This is a genomic window from Oceanobacter mangrovi, from assembly GCF_019740315.1.
In the GTDB taxonomy this organism is placed as follows: domain Bacteria; phylum Pseudomonadota; class Gammaproteobacteria; order Pseudomonadales; family Oceanobacteraceae; genus Oceanobacter; species Oceanobacter mangrovi.
On sequence record NZ_JAHXZR010000004.1, the window covers coordinates 48,460 to 68,017 of the forward strand.

Below are 19,558 nucleotides of genomic sequence, written 5' to 3' on the forward strand. Positions count from 1 at the left end.
CTCATGCCAATTATCGAAATGCACATGCTGGAAGGACGATCACTGGAAGACAAGGCCCGGCTGGCCGAGAAAGTGACCGCTGCCTGCGTTGAAGCGCTGGATTGCAGCCCGAACACCGTGCGCATCCTGATTACTGAACACAGGAACGGCGAATTTTTTGTCGCTGGCAAAGCCGGTCGGGCATCCGACCAGGCTGCTGCAGCGGCTGCGGCAGACACCACTTCCAAAACCGAATAAGAGGACCTTTACGATGGCTAAAATCAAATGTGCCCTGATCGGTTCAGGCAACATCGGTACCGACCTGATCTACAAGATCCAGCGCAGTGAGCTGCTGGAACCCGTGTGGATGGTGGGTATCGACCCGGAATCAGAGGGGCTGAAGCGCGCTGCGGCGATGGGCTTGAAAACCACCCACCTAGGTGTGGATGGCTTGCTGCCTCACGTACTGGAAGATGAAATCCAGATCGCTTTCGACGCCACCTCCGCCTATGTGCATGCCGAGAACAGCCGCAAGCTCAACGAGCTGGGCGTGCTGATGATCGACCTGACGCCAGCGGCCATTGGCCCTCTGTGTGTACCACCAGTGAACCTGAAAGAACACGCCGAACGCGCCGAGAAAAACGTCAACATGATCTCCTGTGCAGGTCAGGCCACCATTCCGATTGTGAATGCAGTGTCGCAGATCCAGCCAGTGGAATACGCCGAGATCATCGCCTCGCTGTCGTCCAAATCCGTCGGCCCGGGTACTCGCGCCAACCTGGACGAGTTCACCTACACCACCTCCAACGCCATCGAGAAAGTCGGCGGTGCCAAGAAAGGCAAGGCGCTGTGCATCATCAACCCGGCTGAACCGCCAATGATCATGCGTAACACCATTTATTGCCTCACCGCTGACAAGCCAAACGAAGCCGCGATCACCGAGTCCGTTCTGAAGATGATCAAGGAAGTACAGAAGTACGTACCAGGCTACCGTCTGGTCAACGGCCCGGTTTTCGACGAAGTACCACAAGGCCACCGCGTGGCTGTGTATATGGAAGTGGCGGGCCTGGGTGACTACCTGCCGACTTACGCCGGTAACCTCGACATCATGACCGCTGCCGGAACCCGTACTGCCGAAATGTTCGCCGAAAAAATGTTGGCGGGCGAATACAACCTGAAAGCTATGGAGGCTTGATCATGGCTAAGCGTTTGAAAGGTCGTAACATCATTTTGCACGACATGTGTCTGCGCGATGGCATGCATGCCAAGCGTGAACAGATCTCCGTGGAAGAAATGGTTCGTGTCGCCAAAGGGCTGGACGACGCCGGTATTCCTTACCTGCAATGTACCCACGGTGCCGGTCTGGGTGGTAACTCGCTGCAGCATGGTTTTGCGTTGGCATCCAACGAGGAATACATTTCCGCCGTTGCCGACGCGGTGAAAAACGCTAGGGTCTCCGTGCTGCTGCTGCCGGGTCTGGGCACCATGAACGAACTGCGCAGTGCATATAGGGAAGGTGCCCGTTCGGTTCACGTGGCCACCCACTGCACCGAAGCCGATACCTCACCACAGCACATTGCCTGTGCCCGTGAACTGGGCATGGACACCACCGGCTTCCTAATGATGGCACACCTCAACGATGCCAAGGGGCTGGTGAAACAAGCCAGGCTGATGGAATCCTACGGCGCGCAAACCGTGTACGTGACCGACTCGGCGGGCTTTATGTTGCCAGAAGACGTTACCGAGCGTATTGAAGCCTTGCGTGACGCGCTCGATCCAAAAACCGAAATCGGTTTCCACGGCCACCACAACATGGGCATGGGCATCGCCAACTCCATCGCTGCGGTGGAAGCCGGTGCCAGTCGTATCGACGCTTCTGTTGCCGGTATGGGCGCTGGCGCAGGCAACACACCGCTGGAAGTGTTTGTCGCTGTGGTTGAGCGCATGGGCGCCAACACAGGCACCGACCTGTTCAAACTGATGGACCTGGCCGAAGACGTCGTCACCCCACTGATGGAAAAACCGGTCCGTATCGACCGCGACTCCCTCACGCTGGGCTACGCCGGTGTCTATTCCACCTTCCTGCTGCACGCCAAACGTGCCGCTGAACGCTTCGGCGTCCCAGCCCGTGACGTGCTGGTGGAACTGGGCCGCAAGAAAATGATTGGTGGTCAGGAAGATATGATCATCGACACTGCCATGACCATGGCGAAAGAACGCGGCTTGCTGAAGGAATCAGCGTTGTAATCAACGCTGTTCTGGTTCATGGCGGCGCAGGGCTCGCGACGTCATGCCCACTATGTGACCCATTGTTGTAACGCTCGAACTCTCATTGCCCTGCTGTGAACACAGCGGGGCTTTTTTGTCTCTGGCTCTCGATCTGCCCGAAAATATTGGCTGTAACAGGCGTTATCAGCAATCCTGATTGCGTTTCCACTGACTCGGTTGGCAGCCATGCCAGTGCTTGAAAACCGCTGCAAATTTGGCGGGATTGGAGTATCCCACTTGCAGTGCTGCTGTGGTTACCGGCGTGTTGTCTTGCAGCAGAATCCGGGCTTGCTTCATGCGCTGGAAAGTAAGGTATTGATAGGGCGTGTAGCCAGTCTGGCGCTTGAACGTGCGGGTAAAGGTTTTGGTATCCAGGCCGCAGGCTGCGGCCAATTCGGTAATTCTCAAGTCGCCATCAAGCTGCTGGTCGATCATTTCCATGGCGGCGTTGAGTTTTGCCAGCTTATTGGCAGACCAGTGTGCGGGTTTCGGTTGGCTATTGAGTAATTGGGTCAAACGGTAGATCAACAGGGATATGCCGTGATCAAAAAAAGCTGAAGCTGCACCATGGTATTCAGCATTACGCAGCAGCGTCAGCATCAGCCCACTCAGCAGCGAGTCATCAATCAATTGGCGGGTTGCTGGGCGCAGGGTTTCGGGATCGACAGCGCCGCTGTGGCAGGCCGGGATATCCTCAATGTCAAAAGCTATCGCGAGTGTGTCCATAGCTGGTGTAAACCCTTCGGAGGCTGTTTCGGGTAAAACGAAACCCACTCGCCCGGGTCGCCAGACATCATCCAGTTCAAAGCCGTTATTACTTCTTACCGTTCTTCCTCCTCCTCCCACACACAGCATAAAAACGGCGTAGGGCTGATCATTACCCTTGCCCTTGAAAGTGTCGTAGCTGGCCTGACTGATAACACAGGAGCCGGTCGGGTTGGATATCAGCTTGTTGGATCCCCGACCAAGGGAATGCAGCTGCTGATAGAGCTCATCGCGGTGGATTGACCAGTTCATCATGACGCCTCTGCTTCATCGTAATGACCTTGCCAAGTGTCCTTTTTGGAGTGGTCGTGAATTTCCCCAACGCTACTATCAATAGGAATTATTTACAATTGCGAATGGAGCGTTCAGCCCAGGCAATTATCTGTTTGGTCAGTCAGGAGAGTGGAGTAGTGAACCTGAAAACGAATTCTTTGGTATGGATGGGAAGTGCCTTTGTGATGGCGAGCCCGCTGGCCTTGGCTGCAGATGAGTCTGAACCGGCACGTGTTGTTGAAGAAATTGTTGTTACTGGTGAAAAAACCAGCCGTCCTCTGAGTGAGACGGCGTCCAGCGTGATGGCAAAAACCGGGGAAGATCTGAGCAGCATGGCGGGGGTCGAGTCGTCCGGGGATTGGCTTGATCATATTCCGAACATCGTTACGGTGGAGCCCGGCAATGACGCGCCTGCGGTTCGCGGCATTGATGGTACGGGTCCGGCTTCTGGTGCCAATGCCTTTCTGGCAGGAACCCGCCCGCGCCTTACGTATCAGGTTGATGGCCGGACGTTGGGGTTTAATGAATCCGTTTTTCAGTCGTCGAGTCTGTGGGACATCGATCAGGTCGAGGTTTACCGAGGCGCTCAAAGCACCTTGCAGGGACGTAATTCCATCGCAGGTAGCCTGGTGATGAAAACGGCCGATCCAACGTTTGACTGGCAAGGCAAGGTTCGGGGCATGGCAGGGCAGCAGGATCATCGTGGCGGATCATTCGCCGTTGGTGGTCCTCTGGTCGATCAAACTCTGGCTTTCAGGGTCGCAGGCGACTATCAGCGTCATAAAACCTCGGTCGACTTTACTCCGTATGAAGAAGAAAGTGAGCCGGATGTCTATCGCACCCAAACACTGCGAGGAAAGCTGCTTTATGTACCGTCGGAGCGCTGGCGGACTCTGCTGACAGCGGGGGTGACCGATGGCAAGGCGCCTCAGTCGGAGCGCGTCATTCGGCCTTTTGAGGAGAGAGAGGCTGAATTCCCGAACCAGCCGACGTTTCACTCTCGCAATATATTCGGAATTCTCGATAGCCAATGGCAGTTGAATGACCTGGTGAGCGTTGGTCTGAATTTACAAACAACCGATTTTCATACGGATCGTCATGCGCTAACCAGCCAGGGCAATTTGGAAATCGATGGCCAGGAGAAGGTCTTCCAGCCCATGCTGAGGATCGGGGATGCAGCCTATGATGAGATCTCCGGTTTTGTTGCCGCCTATATTTTTCGCAGTAGTCAGGACGAATACATTGATTTGTTTGGCGGTGGCACCTTTCGTGACGAAACCGAAAACAATGCGCTTTTGGGAGAACTGAACTGGCGTGTCAGCGAGTTGCTTGGCCTGACAATCGGAGCCCGCTATGAGCAGGAAACCCGTTATCGGGTAGGCAGTGCTGGACCACTGGCGATCGATTATCAGGATGAGCACAAGGAATTTTTGCCCAAGCTAACAGCGAGCTTTTATCTGGAGAGTGGTTGGATACTGGGGGCAACCGTTGGGCGTGGTTATAACGGTGGCGGTGCCGGTATCACCTTTTATTCTCCTTATGTTGATTACAGCTACGACCCCGAATTTATCTGGAACTATGAAGGCTTTTTGCGGGGCAGTCTGCTGGATCAGCGGCTTGGCCTGACGGCGAACCTGTTCTACAACCGGTTCCGGGATATGCAGTTGCCGTTCAATCTGTCCTCAGGCTCCACCATCATCAGCAATGCTGAGAAGGCTTCGACTATGGGTCTGGAAGCGGGGGTGGATTATTACTTCTCTGAAGGCAATGAGGTGTATCTGAATCTGGGCCTGCTGAAGACCCGGGTTGATAGCTATGACGACGATACTGTTGAAGGCAATGAGTTGGCCCGGTCTCCGGCGTTTTCCATGGATACCGGCTTTGTCACAACGCCGCTGGATGGCCTCGAAATGACCCTGAGTGTGCGGTACACCGACTCCTACTATTCCGATGTAACCAATACAGCCCGCGGCAAAGTCGATCCGTATACCGTGGTGAATGCTCAGGTGAGTTACCAGATGGAGCAAACCCGCTGGTTCCTGGCAGGGAAAAACCTGCTGGATAGTGACAGCGAGGTGTCCATTCTCACTGGTGATACTGCCGCTGATGACTCGGCAACCTTGTTGCAGCCCAGAACACTGCTGGCCGGTGTTGAGTACGGATTTTAGGAGTCGTTATGGCCTTGTCGAAACGTGCTGTACGGGTCTGGTATCTGGTTCATAAATGGTCAAGCCTGATTTGTATGGCGTTTATGCTGTTGTTGTGTCTGACCGGGTTGCCACTGATCTTTCACAGTGAAATTGATCAGTGGAGTCACGCCGAGGAATATGCGTCGGTAGCTGACGATCAGCAAGCCAGCCTGGACCAGATTATGGCTGATTCCAAAGCCGAAAAGCCCGGTTGGGAGCTGGTCTTTCTGGTATGGGATGACACTGATCCGATCATTCGGGTGGTGATGGGCGAAACCATGAAAGTCAACGAAGGCTCGGCTTACTTCCTGACCTTTGATCGTCGAACCGGTGAGCGCCTGAAAGCGCCGCCACCGAATGAAGGCATCATGTTTTTCCTGCTTGATTTGCACGGAACCCTGCTGATGGGACTCCCGGGTGCCCTGTTTCTCGGACTGATGGGGGTATTGTTTGCGGTTTCTGTGATCAGCGGCATCGTTGTCTATGCTCCGTACATGAAAAGGTTACCGTTTACTGCAGTGCGACGAGAACGTGGGGCGCGGATTAAATGGCTCGATATTCATAATGCTACCGGAATGGCGACCGTTAGCTGGGTGCTTGTTGTAGGTATTACGGGGATCATTCTGACGCTGGTACAGCCGCTCAGTATGTTGTGGCAGCAGGGACAGCTGGCTGATATCGCCAATACCTACCGTGGTACAACGCTGGAGCAGAACGCCGTGGGGCCGGACCAGGTGAGGGCTGCCTTGCTGGCCGAGGTGCCAGATGCAGATATTTCATTTATGTCGATGCCCGGTAGTCCGTACGCGACACCACACCATTACACCGTCGCCTTGCGTGGTAATACCCCACTAACCGAGAGGTTGATCAAACTGGCCGTCCTTGATGCTGCAACAGGACAGTTGGATGGCATTCGAAGCACCCCCTGGTATCTGACGATGGTGAATATTTCCGTGCCGCTGCATTTTGGTGACTACGGCGGTCTGCCTCTGAAAATCATCTGGGCATTACTCGATATTCTGGCCATCTTTACATTGGGCTCTGGTATCTACCTTTGGCTGGCACGAGGAAGTCGGGGTGTCAGACGCGTGGAGGAAATTCATGCAATGGAAGAAGAAACATTGCAACAGCAGCCTGTTCCAGGAGCCAATGGATGAAAAACCTCAGACGTTTGCGTAGCACTTGGGAGATTTATCGTTGGCCATTAGTGGTCAATCTGATTGCTCTTGCCGGAATCCTTTCGGCCCTGATTGGGAATGAACTCTGGGATTTGTTCTCCTGGTTATCACTTGGCATGATCGCCGTTGCGATCAGCCTGAGCAGTACGTTCAGGCGCTGTAATCCGGTGGAGTGAGCTTCCCTTATAACCAATAGGTGATACCAGCGCTACTGACAAAGTATTACATCGCTATATTGATCATTGTCTCAAAATAGATCAGAGCGATTTGCCGTGATAGCAGCTCAGCACTACCTTGCTTCCTTTCGATAAAGTATGCCAAGGAGGCACTTATGAGCAGTTTGCTGATTTATTCGCAACGTCAATCGACCTTTGATCAGGTAAGTGCTGATTTCAGCAAGGTTTCTACTGATCGAATGAAAGCGGCGAATCATCACTTACCATCCAATGGCTACGTGGCGGCAGGCAGCCCTGTTTTGATCCCGGGAAATACTCCCTCACCAATCAATGTGAATCAGTGTCCAAGGGAAGATCACAACGTTCTGATGCATATGGCCATGACGGCTGGAGGGGTTGCGACAGCCGCATTGGCTGAGTTATTGGAAAGTTCTAGGCTGATGGATTTTACCAGTGATGCTAATACCTTCACCGGAGGCGGCGTTGGTGGAGCAAGTGCAATTGCAGACAAGCTGCTTAGTCTGGTGCAAAGCTACGATAAAGCGGTTATGGAATTCGAAGATCTCAGAAACCATAGAGCAGCACCGGCGACTCTGGAGCGTGCAAGGGTAAAATTGCAGATTGCTTTTCAGGAAATGAATGAAGAATTTAACCGACGTGGCCAGAAAGTGTTACAACGCCATATATCCCATATGGAGCAAATTACGAACCAGACTGGGCGTGTAGTTCAACGCAGTATTCCGTTAGCGAATAATGTGGAAATGCAACGGCTGGCCAAAATGGCAAAATTCGGCAAGATTGCAGGCCCGGGATTTATCGCATTCGATGGTGCGCTGAGATACAACAAGGTTTACCAGATGCGCCGGAATAATAACTCTCAATGGAAGCGGGAAGCTGTCATTCAGGGGGCTGGCTTTGCAGCAGGTATTCTTGCTGGAGTTATTATCGGGGCCATGATTGTTCCAACTGCTGCTGGTGTTGCATTTGGTTTGGTTGTTGCGGGTGGTGCGGCCTATATCGCAGATAAGGCTGTCAGCATAATATCTTCAAGAATCTATGATGGAGTTATGTGAATGCCTGCTTGGGAAGTTGTCATCTTATTTGGAGGTTTCATTGCATTTATAGGTCTTGTATTTGGTCCGTTGATGCTCCGTCTAACCCTCGACCGTCGGGTCCGTAAGCAATTGCTCCCGGCAGATAAGGTATACAACGATTCCTTCGATAGTTATGGTGGTCTGCTGCGAGCTTCGCTATTCGGTTTTGCCTGCCTGTTCGACCGCCTGAATCGCCATCCGGCCATGCTCTACAGCTACAACCGCATATATCTCAAAGGATTCGCGAACTGGTTTGAAACCCTGCTCGCGGTCTGGCATGTCGGAGGTCTGGCATTGCTGCTGGCTGGTGGCATTATTATTCAGCTATACGAGTGGTTTGTATGACGACTGATGCTTTGACCTCCTTTGTGGATCCTGAGACCCGCAGCCAATATCTGTTTATGAGCCTGGAGCAGGCTCGGGAAGCAATACGTCAACCTGAATGGCAGGTTCTGAGTGCTACTGATACCGTGATGTTGCAGAGGCTGGAAACCGATGAGCGGTCGATGGGCATTACCCGCTTTGACGATGACTTCTGGATCGTTGTGACTGGAACAGCGTTTCGCCGCAAATACTGTGGACCTTTTTTCAAAAAGCGTACAAGCGTGTTGTTCGACTGCACTTCTATTGAAGAAGTCGAGGAGCATCTGGCGCACTTCTACAAGGTCGACTCCGCTCACTACACCGGCCTGATCAAACAGAAAGAAGTTGAATACTCCGCCACACGGAAACGGAATAGCGAACATGAATAATCACCCCGACGGCATCGGTTAACTGAGGCTGTTGGGGTATATGTCGTAGCAAATTTCTGGCGCGTTTGATGGTTCACTCAGCTGAACCCCTGGCTGCCTCGCTCGAACTCTGATTGCCCTGCTGTGAACACCGCGGGGCTTTTTTATGTCTGTCATCCTATACTGGCCCGACAAAAATATGATCCGCAATGCAGGAGCGACCATTTGGATTCCCAGCTTTACCAGCAAAAACTGACTGGCACCCTTGAGCAATTTTCTGAGCTGTTAGCGCAACCCGAGACCTATGCCCAGTTGTTGCTGGTTTCTGTGATTTACGCGCTGGCGTATTTTGCTGCTAACCGTATCCGCAAGCTATTCCCACTGCTGTCTGACAGCGAAGGTAATACCGCCGCGACGCCACTTAAAAAGCTCGGTGGTCATTTGGGAAGCCTGCTGTTTCCGCTGTTGAGCATCACGGCGCTGACCTTTGCTGTTGAAGGCAGTGGCCAGTTGCTGGGTCGGTCATGGCTGGTTCACATTGCGCTGGTGGTGGCATTACTGTTGATGGTGCATTCGCTGATTCGCGATCATGTCCGCAATGATTTTATTGCCTTTGTGTTCCGCTGGATCGGTATGCCGCTGCTGTTCCTGCATCAGGTAGACCTGCTGGCACCGATTGTCGCTGTGCTGGAGTCGATGAAAATCACCGTTGGCAACATCGAGTTCTCTGCCTACGGGATTGCCCGGGTAGCGCTGTTCGGTTCCTTGCTGTTCTGGTTTGGGCGGGTCTCCAACAGCACAGGTCAGGAGATGATCCGGCGTCAGGAAAAGCTCGATTTTCGTACCCGTGAGGTGGCTGCCAAACTGCTGGAAGTGGCGATTTTTGCGGTGATTGGTGTGCTGCTGTTGCAGGTAATGGGCATCAATCTGACGGCGTTGGCGGTGTTTGGTGGCGCCGTCGGTGTTGGTTTGGGCTTTGGCTTGCAGGCCATCGCTTCCAACTTTATCTCCGGCATTATTATCTTGCTGGACCGTTCGGTGTCGGTGGGGGATTTTATTGAGCTGGAAGATGGTCGTCAGGGCTATGTGCTGGAACTGACCTTGCGTTCCACCGCGCTGGAGACATTCGATGGCAAAATCATCATGGTGCCGAATGAGAAGTTCGTATCAGGCACTTTTACCAACTGGACCCACAAGAACAAGAAGCAGCGTTATCGGGTCGATTTCTCGGTGGCCTATGGTTCTGATATTCGCCAGCTGGTCGAAATCATCAAGCAAACGGTCGCTTCGCATGAGCAGGTGATCAGTGGCGACACCATTCCCATTGAAGAGCGGCCAGACTGCGAGATCGACAGCTTCGGTGACTCTGGCGTCAATATGTTCGTGGAGTTCTGGATGGAAGGCATCGACGACGGTCGTAACCGCGTGGGCGGTGATTTGTTGCTGATGATTTACGAAGCCATGCGCGATAACGGTTTTGAGATTCCGTTCCCGCAGCGTGAAGTGCGGATACTGAACGAGCAAAACGGCAAGGTGTAATTCGGCGTTTCCTGGTCGCGGACTGGGGCAAGTCTTCAGGCGATTCATTTTTCCGCTTGATGACCTGTGTGCTTGACGTATCTTTGCCCAAACGGCACATTGCTGCCCGACATGCATTTTTTGTAAGGATACAGGAATGTCGGGCAATCAATTTGCTGCTCATGCGTTTTATCAGGGCTACGCCAATGGCAAATCGTCCGGCACCCTGACCCTGTCAGATGGTCTGTTACGGTTTGACGGTGGTGGCAAGCAGGTCACGCTGGCGCTCGACAGGGTGCAGCTGAAAATGGGCGGTGCCAGCAACCGGCTGGTTTACATCACTGATCCATCCCAACCCGACTGGACGCTCTACTGCAGCGACCGCTCGATTCTCAAACATCCCTTGTTCAAGGCTCATCCCGAGCTGTTCCAACAAAGCCGCAAGGCGCGCGCGCACCGTAATCGGGGCTGGTATCTGCTGGCGGTAGTGGCCTTGCTGGTGCTGTTCAGTCCCGTGGCGCTGTACCTTTCGATGTCGCCGCTTACCCGTATGGCCGCCAATCAGGTGCCGCCGGAATGGGAAGCCGAGATGGGTAAATCCGTGTTTGCCCAATATCAGGTGAACTATCAGATGCTGCCGCAGCAGCAGGCACAAGACTTGTTGCTGCCAATTACCGCGCCGCTGCTGGCAGCCTTGCCACCGATGCCCTACGAATATCAGTTTTATGTCGCCAACGACGCCTCGATTAATGCCTTTGCCTTACCCGGTGGCTACATCGTGATTCATTCCGGGCTGATTCTTGAGGCAGACAATGCCAACGAACTGCTGGGGGTGTTGGCGCATGAAATCTCCCACGTTACCCAAAAGCACAGTCTGCGCAACATCATCAGCACTATGGGCACCTACGTGGTGGTGGGGCTGGTATTGGGCGATGCCACCGGGCTGGCAGCGGTGCTGGCTGATGCTGCTCCGCTGTTGCTGCGGCAGAGCTATTCCCGTGATTTTGAACGGGAAGCAGACCGTGAAGGCTTTGTGCTGTTGCAGCGTGCCAATATCGATCCGCGAGGGCTACAGAGCTTTTTTGTCCGTCTTCGGGAAGAGGAGCAAAAACGTTTGCAGGCGCTGACGGATGGCGAATCCAATGATCTGGTAGAGAGCAGTTATGCCTTGCTCAGTACCCACCCGGCGACCGGGGAACGTATCAATAATATTGGCGACATGATTGCTGCAGCAGCGCCAGTCACTTCCTATATCAGTGTTGAACCCGCTTTTGAGCGATTGCAGCAGGCTGTTTCACGGTTTGTATCAGGATCAGAACAGGAGAAAAACAAGGATGAAGGTAACGATTGAGGGCGGCCACGCCTTTTCACATCTGCAGGTGGAGCTGGAGCCGGGCGAATCCATCATCACCGAGTCCGACGCCATGTCGAGCATGGATGCGGATATTGACCTGAACGCCCGTTTTAACGGCGGTCTGTTCAAAGGTCTGCTGCGCAAATACCTCGGTGGTGAATCGCTGTTTGTCAGTGATTTCCAGAACAATACCGATGGCAAACGCGGGCTTTATCTGGTGCAGCCGACACCCGGTGAGATTCGCTCGGTGACGGTGGATGAGCAGGGTATCTTCCTGCAACCAGGGGCGTTTCTGGCCTGTACGTCGGGCGTCAAACTGGGGCTGAAGTGGGCTGGGCTGGTGTCTTTTATTGCTCGCGAAGGCCTGTTCAAACTGCACGCCTATGGTGATGGTGAACTCTGGTATGGCGCTTATGGCGCCTTGCTGGAAAAGCAAATCGACGGTGAATACATCGTTGATACGGCCCATCTGGTGGCTTATCCGCCGGGTATCAAACTCAAGCTGCAACTGGCCGGAGGCTTGTTCTCGTCGCTGTTTTCTGGCGAAGGCCTGGTGACCCGGGTTGAAGGCCAGGGCAAGGTCGTGATCCAGACCCGTAGCCTGTCGGGGCTGGGGTCCTGGATTAATCCAAAATTTGGCCGTTAGGAGCGTAAAACATGGAAGTCGAACTGTTACACCGGCCGGGCAATACCGCTGCCAAAGTGATACTGGCAGAAGGCGAAAGCTGTACCACCGAAGCCGGTGCCATGATTGCCATGAGCGGCAATATGCAAATCGAAACGACCACCTACAAGCGTGGCCAGGCCGGCGTTTTGAAGGCAATCAAACGTGCTTTTTCGGGTGAATCCATCTTTATGAACCACTTTCATCCGCAGAACGGTACGGGTGAATTGTGGCTGGGCACGGCGCTGGCCGGTGACATGATGGTCCATCAACTCGACCACGAAACGCTGATCGTGCAGGGCTCATCGTTTATGGCAGGAGAGAAAGACATTGAGATCGACACTGGCTGGCAGGGCTTCAAGTCGATCCTTTCCGGAGAGAGTGTGTTCTGGGTCAAACTCAGCGGCACTGGCAAGGTGGTATTGAACTCCTTTGGTGCCATCTATCCGATTGATGTTGATGGCGAATATATCGTCGACACCGGTCACATCGTCGCCTTTGAGGAAACCCTGGACTTCACCATCACCAAGGCGGGTAAAAGCTGGCTGCAATCGATACTGGGTGGTGAAGGCCTGGTGTGTAAATTTCACGGCAAGGGACGCCTGTGGTGCCAGTCACATAACCCGCAAAGCTTCGGCAACAGTCTCACTCCTAACCTGATCGCAAGGAAGGCCTGACCATGTATAACGTGATTCTTACCGGCAAGCTGGTGGCTGGCGCGGATGCCAAAACGGCCGTTACTGCGTTGGCCAAACTGCTCAGGATGGAGCGAGCCAAAGTGGTGGAGCTGCTGAAAAGTGCCCCTCGCGCGATCAAGCGTACGGAAGACCATTCACAGGCGCTGCGCTACCACAAAGCCTTGAATGACATTGGCATTCACTGCCTGGTACAGGCAGATAAAAAGCCAACAGCGGAGCCTGCAACTGAACTGGCGCTGGCTGGTGAGGTGGAGGAGAGTGCTGCTGCGGCGGCTTCAGCCAAACGTCAGTCCGCTGGCAACCGTGTTGCTGATCGTGCGCCAGCCGCAAGCCCGCTTGTTGAACGCCCGGCTGGCGCAGCTGTTGAAGTTACGTCCGAAACTGCCACCGTGGTACCGCAAAGCTTTCAGGGGCTGACCTTTGAGCTGGCTGGCCAGCCGGACTATGGCTTTATCACGGTGCAGTTACCCGCCAACGAAACCCTGCGGGTCGAAGCCTCGGCGATGGCCACCATGAGCACCAATATGGTGATGAAAACCAAAGCCAAAGGTGGCCTGGGACGTTTTATCACCGGCGAGTCGATTTTTATCAATGAATTCACCGCCGACGGTGGGCCGGGGGAAATCGGTATTGCACCGGGCTGCCCCGGGGATGTGAAACACCTGTATCTGCAGGATGAGGAAGTGTTTCTGCAAAACTCGGCGTTTGTCGCTTCCAGCATGGGAGTGGTAACCGAAAGCAAATGGCAGGGGCTGACCAAGGGCTTTTTCTCGGGCGAAAGCCTGTTTCTGATTCGTTGTAGTGGTACCGGCGACCTCTGGTTCAATACCTATGGTGCCATCATAGAAATTGATGTGCAGGACGACTACGTGGTGGATACCGGCAATATCGTCGCCTTCACCAGCGGGCTGGACTACAACATCACCAAGGTTGGTGGTTACAAATCACTGTTTTTCTCGGGCGAGGGGTTTGTCTGCCGCTTCTCCGGTCAGGGCAAGGTCTGGATTCAGACCCGGGGTGTGGCGGCATTCACTTCCTGGGCGCACTGGTTCCGGCCGACCAGTAGTAAATAAGCCCGCTTTGCCTTCAGATGCAGACGCTAGTCTACGGCCACTTTCAGTGACAGGAAGAGGCCTTACTGCTGTCCCGATTGGTTAAAGCAGCAACCAATCGGGACGGCAGCTTCAAGCTTGAATTCAGCCGCTTAAACGCGACATTGTCTTTTCATTGAACCACCACAATCCCCGCCGTAAATCCCTGGTGTATTGGTCTGGCCTGCTATCAATCGAGGCAAAATAAAGACCCGTAATTGAGCCATTCGGCCGACTACTTTTACTGCCAGAATCGCAGCAATCGTAGTAAAGTTTCTGTTGCGCACCATAACAATAATTACTAAAAACATTTCAAAGACCCACCTATGACCAAATCGACTATTCGCGTTGAATTTCTGCTGTTGATGGCGACGATGATGTGCCTGACGGCGTTATTTATTGATTCCATGCTGCCCGCCTTGCAGCAGATTGGTGAGGAGCTGGATGCGCTGGACAACAACCGCTACCAAATGATCCTGACCTCGATCATGGTTGGGCTGGGGGTTGGCCAGCTGTTTTACGGGCCGATTGCCGACGCATTCGGGCGAAAACCAGCGGTCTATTTGGGGTTGGCCTTGATGCTGGTCGGCACCTTCATCAGCACTTTTGCACACAGCTTTGAGTGGATGCTGTTCGGACGGGTATTGCAGGGCGTCGGTGCCGCTGGGCCTCGGGTGATGGTCGTCACAATTGTGCGTGACCAGTATTCCGGAGCAGAGATGGCGCGCGTGTTGTCGCTGGTGATGACGATCTTTATTTTCAGTCCAGTGGTTGCACCTCTGGTCGGTCAGCTGGTGCTGCTGTTTGCCGGATGGCGCGCCATTTTTGGACTGCTGGGGGTGATCTGTCTGGCGCTGCTGGCCTGGTTCTCGATCCGCCAGGTGGAAACGCTGAAGCCTGAACATCAGCGGCCGCTTTCGCTAAAACCGGTCATGCGAGGTATGAAGGAAGTTGTCTCTCATCGGGTTGCATTGGTTTATATCCTGGTTGCCGGTTTGTCGCAGTCGTCAATTATTGCCTTTTTGACCTCAGTACAGGGAATTTTGCAGGGCATATACGGTGCCGGGGACATGTTCCCGGTGTATTTCGCCATGATCTCTCTGGGCGTCGGGATTTCTTCCTTTATGAACAGCCGTCTGGTTTACCGCTTTGAGATCCGGACGCTGGTGACGCGTGTACTGATGTTTTTGGGCACACTTTCGCTGATTGAAGCCGCCCTGGTTGCTTCGGGCATCATCGATGTATCCCTGGCCGGATTTATTCTGATGATGTCGGTCAGTACCTTCTGTCTGGGCTTGCTGTTCGGCAATGTCAACGCGCTGGCAATGGAGGCATTTGGTCATATGGCCGGGATCGCATCCGGGGTGGTTGGCGCTTTGACAATGCTGATCGGTGTATTGGTCGGCGGAGCGGTCGGAATGAGCTTTAATGGCACGATCGTTCCCTTGTTACTGGGCTTTGGCCTGGCCTCCCTGACTTCGTTAACGCTGATCCTGCTCGGTACCCCAAAACACGTTAAAAAGGCTGTGGCAGTGAAAGTGTAAGCGCCGTTGCGCCTGCATCATGTCCCGACAAGCTGACGAACGGTTATGGCTGAGCAGCAGCCAGATTGGTGGCCGCCCCTATTCGCAAAACGGCTGACAGGTAGCAGAGCGCAGAGCGGAAGTCGGCGATAATCCGGGTCGTTGGTTCTGGCCACGCTGGTATGTCGAATTACTGGCGGCGGAACCCTCTCAGGGAAGGGAGACTTTTATGCGTCAGCGTTTCAACTCCATAGCCGCACAGGCGTTAGTCTTCAGGTTGCTGGTATTGCTGGCAACCGTGTTCGCTGGCACTGCCGTCAGTGCCTGGGCGGATAGCACGGCGTTGCTGCCAATGCCGCAGTACTATCAGTCCACTGACGGAACTGAGCTGACCGGTTCTGTGACGATCACCGAGCCGGGATTTACGGCTTTTATCACCGGTTATGACCGTGGCGCTATCACGCTGCCGAGTGGTGAAACCATGACTGCCAGCAATGCCGCCGATTTTGGTTTCAGCTGGACTGATGGGAATATTTTAAACCTCATCCAGCTGACCACCATCAGCAACACCGCAGCGAGTCTGGGAGACTATGGTTTTGCGGTAACACCCGCGAGTGATTCCGTTGTCACCTTCTCGGTGGTAGAAGATCCGGCAATTCAGTACGCCTTGATCACGGGTGTGGAAGGACAGCCATTACGGGCTGGAGAAGCCTTTGCCGTGGTTGGGGTCGCTTATTATGACCATCAGCCTGCGACCGCTGGCAGCCTGTTCATTCGTATTGAAGATGCGGATGGCGTGATGGTGGCGCAATTGAATCCACGGGATGACGGTGTGTCGCCAGATCCGGTCGCCAATGACGGTGCCTATACCACGATTACTTCGCTGAGCCTGGAGGGAAATTATCAGGTCATCAGCGAATTCAGCTGGAAGGGTAAAAAAGGCCGCGTGATCCATCCGGTGACGGTGCAGGCTGAGAGCAGCAGTGCGGTCGCTCTGACAGGAGCCGTGACGGCCGCCAGTATCGATGCCAACAACAACGGTCTGGTGGATGCCTGGCAGCTGACCTTCGAAGAAGCGGCGGATTCGGTTCGAGAAGATACTGAATACGCCTTCACGGTTGAAATCAGTGATCCCACCGGCAAGTTTATTACTGCGACCAATGTGATCGCCGCGGCAGCTGATCCCATTGTGGTGGATGTGCCTGCTGAGAAGTTGGCCACTTTGGGTGACACCCCCTGGATGATCTCCAAGGTCTACGCCTGGCAGGGCAGTGCCATGGCTGGCTTGTGGTATGACTTTGGTGAGCTGGTGGTTGATCCGGGCAATTTCGAGCGGGAAGCTGTGCTGGTATCTGTCGCCAGTGATCAGGGCATCGATAATGATGCCGATGGTCGGTATGACACACTGCAAGTGAGCCTGGCTGTTGATGCGCTCTATAGTGGTTCCTACGGACTTTCAGGTGATCTGCGTAACGCTGACGGCAGCCTGGTCGGCAACTTTGGTTTCAGCCGGATCATACTGGCCAGCGGCAGCAATCTGGTGAGTCTGGAGTTTGCTGGGGTGGATATTGGCGCTGCCGGAGGCGATGGCCCATTCACGCTGACCAACCTGCTGATTTATCCCAACTTCTCATCCAGCCAGGATATTGCCCGCCTGATCCCAACCGTCGGAGCAACCGGAGCTTATGCCTGTAGCGACTTCAATGGCTGTGGTCTGGACATGGCCGGGGATATTCGCCGCATTGCCAATACGCTGTGTAAACAGCATCAGCAAAGCCTGTTGCAGCAGCTGCGTTACCTTGAAGCGCAAGACAAGCGTAGTCCAGCCGTCAGTGATACCCAGCTGCGTGCTTTGTATCACCGGGCATCAGTACTTGAAAATCAGACACCTGAAAAGGCGGGCTCGTGCCCACCAGCCAACAGAGTGCTGGCGGATTAGCGTACGAGGCTGAATGCGATCAGCCAGCCAATGAAAGGCGGCTGTCAGGTGACAGCCGCCGTTGTTCTTGAATCCAAAGGGTCAACTGAGGTATCAAGCTGCTGAGCAATAGTTTCAGGGAGCTGATGTCGAGATGATTGAAGAACGTTCAACAGGGCAGTGCAATTGCGGGGCGGTTCGTTTTGAAATTCGGGGCCGTTTACCGGGCATGTATCAATGCCATTGCAGTTTGTGTCGCCGGCAATCCGGAGCTGGTTCCAACGCTGCCACCATCGTGCGGCGTGAAGATTTTGACTGGCTGGCTGGGCTTGATTCAATCAGCCAGTGGCGCAAACCAAGTGGTTTTCAGAGCCATTTCTGCAACGTCTGCGGTTGCCCGGTACCCAACCCTTTTATGGCAGAAAAGTACCTGTGGATACCGGTGGGGCTATTGGACGGTGCGCACTCTGAAATCGTGGCCCATGTACAGCTGGAGTCCAGAGCCGACTGGGATGTTGTTACCGATGCGCCAACCATGCTGCCGCACATGCCAGAGAATATCGACGACTTCATTGAATATCTGTATGCCAGCAGCCAGCGCTGAGCTGTCGTTCCGGCAACTCCCTGTTAGCAGGGAGTCGGATGCTGCTTCGCCTGTGTTGTGAGTTCGGCAATTCATAACGCGGGCAAATAATCCCTCAAAAATACGAAGACTTACCAGTCCGAAAACCGGGGACACGGTAAAGTCTGCCCATTGAATCATTATTAACAAATAGAACAACCAGGATGGCTGTGGGAAGTCTTCGCGCTGTTCGCGTTCGATGACCCTGGTTTTATGGAGAAGACGAAATGGGATGTATCACTCGCACAAATACCCGCACTAACGGCAGGCAATCTCCGCCTGTGCCAAATCCGACATCACTGATTTGGCTGGAGCCGCGTGTATGAGTGTACTGCTGAATCTGTTTATTACCCTGCTCATTCTTCCCTGGGGCTCAATGGCAATGATGTCGCCAATGATGTTTGGAGGCCCCGGAGCGAGTGACAATCTGCGCGGCATACTGATGGTGAGCCTGTTTCTGAGTTATCCCGTCATTCTGTTTGTTGTGCTGGGGCTATTGCGTATTCGCTTCTGGGGATTCGACAGTTTTGCGGTGGCCGGGATTGCTGCTATCGGGTCTATTGCCGTGATTGTCTTTCTGGGTATCCCGGGCATGCTGATGAACCTGAAGCGGGGAATTCCAAACGACGGTTATGGGCTGGTTGACGGCGTTGCCTACTACAGTGCCAACCCCATAGCAGGCAGTGACGGCGCTACTTTCCGGGTTCTGGACATGATTCCGGAACTGCCCTCATGGAGGGCTGAATACGCTCTCGACCAGCATCACTTCTATTGGCATGGCAAACCAGTAGAAGGCGTTGATCCGGTTAATATTCATCTGGTCGAGCTGAATGGCCAGCGTTACTGGATGAATGATCATCAGGTGATCGTCGACCGTCGGATTGTCAAAGACGCAAATCCCGCAACCTTCGCCGTGTTTCCTGAATATTCCCAGTGGGCGCATTCTGAAACCGGCGGTTCCCATACCGTCTACCATGACAATACCCCGCTTGAGGGTGTGGATTTTGAATCCTTCCAGCCGGTCAACTGGTCCTTTGGTAAAGATAACCAGCGGGTTTATTACGGTAATAACATTGTCTTTGCAGAGCTGGACCCCGGCAGTTTCGAGGCGATCAGCAATCACTTTGTAAAGGATCAGCATGGTATTTATGCACTGCGCGATGACCAGCTGAGCAAGCTTGATGGTGTCGATAGCACCACCTTTGAGGAGCTCAATTACCCGCTCGCCCGCGATCAGGACCATTTGTATTTTTATAACGATGAACGCTTTGAGTTGATCGACGGGGTTAACCCGGATCAGCTGGTGGATCTGGAGCGCGGTTATTACCGGGTGCGCAACAGCATTCTGTATGTCAGCTATCGCGGGGTGATACGAATGGACAATGCTGATACCGACAGCTTTGAGGTGATGGACATCATTTCGGATCTGCGCTTCGACGCTCGGGACAAGCACCAGCAATATCACTTTGGTGAGCCGTTGCCGAAAGGCTAGCCGGAGTACCCGAGCGTTGGCCACT

General features: G+C 53.9%; 19 protein-coding genes. 18 read left to right on the forward strand and 1 reads right to left on the reverse strand.

Going from position 1 to position 19,558, the window contains the following annotated elements; genetic code table 11:
- Positions 1-3: 3 nt before the first annotated feature.
- From K6123_RS09705 to dmpG, 3 genes are read left to right on the forward strand one after another with little or no spacing between them, the layout of a single operon-like run.
- Positions 4-237, forward strand: a complete 234-nt coding sequence (locus tag K6123_RS09705) for a tautomerase family protein (protein WP_221797139.1) — start codon at positions 4-6, stop codon at positions 235-237.
- A 13-nt stretch (positions 238-250) separates the two neighbouring features.
- Positions 251-1,174, forward strand: a complete 924-nt coding sequence (locus K6123_RS09710; protein ID WP_221797141.1) for an acetaldehyde dehydrogenase (acetylating) — start codon at positions 251-253, stop codon at positions 1,172-1,174.
- Positions 1,175-1,176: 2 nt separating this feature from the next.
- Positions 1,177-2,226, forward strand: coding sequence for a 4-hydroxy-2-oxovalerate aldolase (gene dmpG, locus K6123_RS09715; protein ID WP_221797143.1), 1,050 nt, complete (start codon positions 1,177-1,179; stop codon positions 2,224-2,226).
- A 165-nt stretch (positions 2,227-2,391) separates the two neighbouring features.
- On the opposite strand, the gene K6123_RS09720 is transcribed toward dmpG, so the two are convergent.
- Positions 2,392-3,267 carry a helix-turn-helix domain-containing protein gene (locus K6123_RS09720; RefSeq protein ID WP_221797145.1) on the reverse strand — a complete coding sequence of 292 codons (876 nt, stop codon included), beginning with the start codon at positions 3,265-3,267 and terminating at the stop codon, positions 2,392-2,394.
- Positions 3,268-3,422: 155 nt separating this feature from the next.
- Between K6123_RS09720 and K6123_RS09725 the strand changes: the two genes are divergently transcribed.
- The 15 genes from K6123_RS09725 to K6123_RS09795 all read left to right on the forward strand — a co-directional run bounded on the left by K6123_RS09725 (position 3,423) and on the right by K6123_RS09795 (position 19,533).
- Positions 3,423-5,453, forward strand: coding sequence for a TonB-dependent receptor (locus tag K6123_RS09725; RefSeq protein ID WP_221797147.1), 2,031 nt, complete (start codon positions 3,423-3,425; stop codon positions 5,451-5,453).
- An 8-nt stretch (positions 5,454-5,461) separates the two neighbouring features.
- Positions 5,462-6,631 (forward strand): PepSY-associated TM helix domain-containing protein, encoded by a 1,170-nt coding sequence (locus K6123_RS09730; protein ID WP_221797149.1) that lies wholly within the window; start codon positions 5,462-5,464, stop codon positions 6,629-6,631.
- A complete protein-coding gene (locus tag K6123_RS09735) occupies positions 6,628-6,828 on the forward strand; it encodes a hypothetical protein (RefSeq protein ID WP_221797150.1) in 201 nt (66 codons plus the stop codon). Before K6123_RS09730 ends, K6123_RS09735 begins: the two co-directional genes overlap by 4 nt.
- A gap of 155 nt (positions 6,829-6,983) precedes the next feature.
- Entirely contained in the window at positions 6,984-7,901 is a 918-nt protein-coding gene (locus tag K6123_RS09740) for a hypothetical protein (protein ID WP_221797152.1), read from the forward strand.
- Positions 7,902-8,267, forward strand: coding sequence for a hypothetical protein (locus K6123_RS09745; protein ID WP_221797154.1), 366 nt, complete (start codon positions 7,902-7,904; stop codon positions 8,265-8,267).
- Positions 8,264-8,674 (forward strand): hypothetical protein, encoded by a 411-nt coding sequence (locus K6123_RS09750; protein ID WP_221797155.1) that lies wholly within the window; start codon positions 8,264-8,266, stop codon positions 8,672-8,674. The genes K6123_RS09745 and K6123_RS09750 overlap by 4 nt, the downstream gene beginning before the upstream one ends.
- A gap of 204 nt (positions 8,675-8,878) precedes the next feature.
- Positions 8,879-10,192, forward strand: coding sequence for a mechanosensitive ion channel family protein (locus K6123_RS09755; protein ID WP_246624723.1), 1,314 nt, complete (start codon positions 8,879-8,881; stop codon positions 10,190-10,192).
- 136 nt (positions 10,193-10,328) lie between these two features.
- A complete protein-coding gene (locus K6123_RS09760; protein ID WP_221797157.1) occupies positions 10,329-11,522 on the forward strand; it encodes a M48 family metallopeptidase in 1,194 nt (397 codons plus the stop codon).
- Positions 11,506-12,171 (forward strand): TIGR00266 family protein, encoded by a 666-nt coding sequence (locus K6123_RS09765; RefSeq protein WP_221797159.1) that lies wholly within the window; start codon positions 11,506-11,508, stop codon positions 12,169-12,171. Before K6123_RS09760 ends, K6123_RS09765 begins: the two co-directional genes overlap by 17 nt.
- Before the next feature lie 11 nt (positions 12,172-12,182).
- Positions 12,183-12,866, forward strand: a complete 684-nt coding sequence (locus K6123_RS09770; RefSeq protein WP_221797161.1) for a TIGR00266 family protein — start codon at positions 12,183-12,185, stop codon at positions 12,864-12,866.
- Between the two features lie 2 nt (positions 12,867-12,868).
- Positions 12,869-13,960 carry a TIGR00266 family protein gene (locus K6123_RS09775; RefSeq protein WP_221797163.1) on the forward strand — a complete coding sequence of 364 codons (1,092 nt, stop codon included), beginning with the start codon at positions 12,869-12,871 and terminating at the stop codon, positions 13,958-13,960.
- A gap of 344 nt (positions 13,961-14,304) precedes the next feature.
- On the forward strand, positions 14,305-15,522 hold the full coding sequence (locus K6123_RS09780) for a multidrug effflux MFS transporter (RefSeq protein ID WP_221797165.1): 1,218 nt from the start codon (positions 14,305-14,307) through the stop codon (positions 15,520-15,522).
- A 208-nt stretch (positions 15,523-15,730) separates the two neighbouring features.
- Positions 15,731-17,440 (forward strand): choice-of-anchor X domain-containing protein, encoded by a 1,710-nt coding sequence (locus K6123_RS09785; RefSeq protein WP_221797167.1) that lies wholly within the window; start codon positions 15,731-15,733, stop codon positions 17,438-17,440.
- A gap of 133 nt (positions 17,441-17,573) precedes the next feature.
- The gene (locus K6123_RS09790) at positions 17,574-18,023 is read left to right on the forward strand and encodes a GFA family protein (protein WP_221797169.1); all 450 of its coding nucleotides are present in this window, start codon (positions 17,574-17,576) and stop codon (positions 18,021-18,023) included.
- 340 nt (positions 18,024-18,363) lie between these two features.
- Complete coding sequence (locus K6123_RS09795; RefSeq protein ID WP_221797171.1) at positions 18,364-19,533, forward strand: DKNYY domain-containing protein; 1,170 nt, start codon at positions 18,364-18,366, stop codon at positions 19,531-19,533.
- The last annotated feature ends 25 nt before the right edge of the window (positions 19,534-19,558 follow it).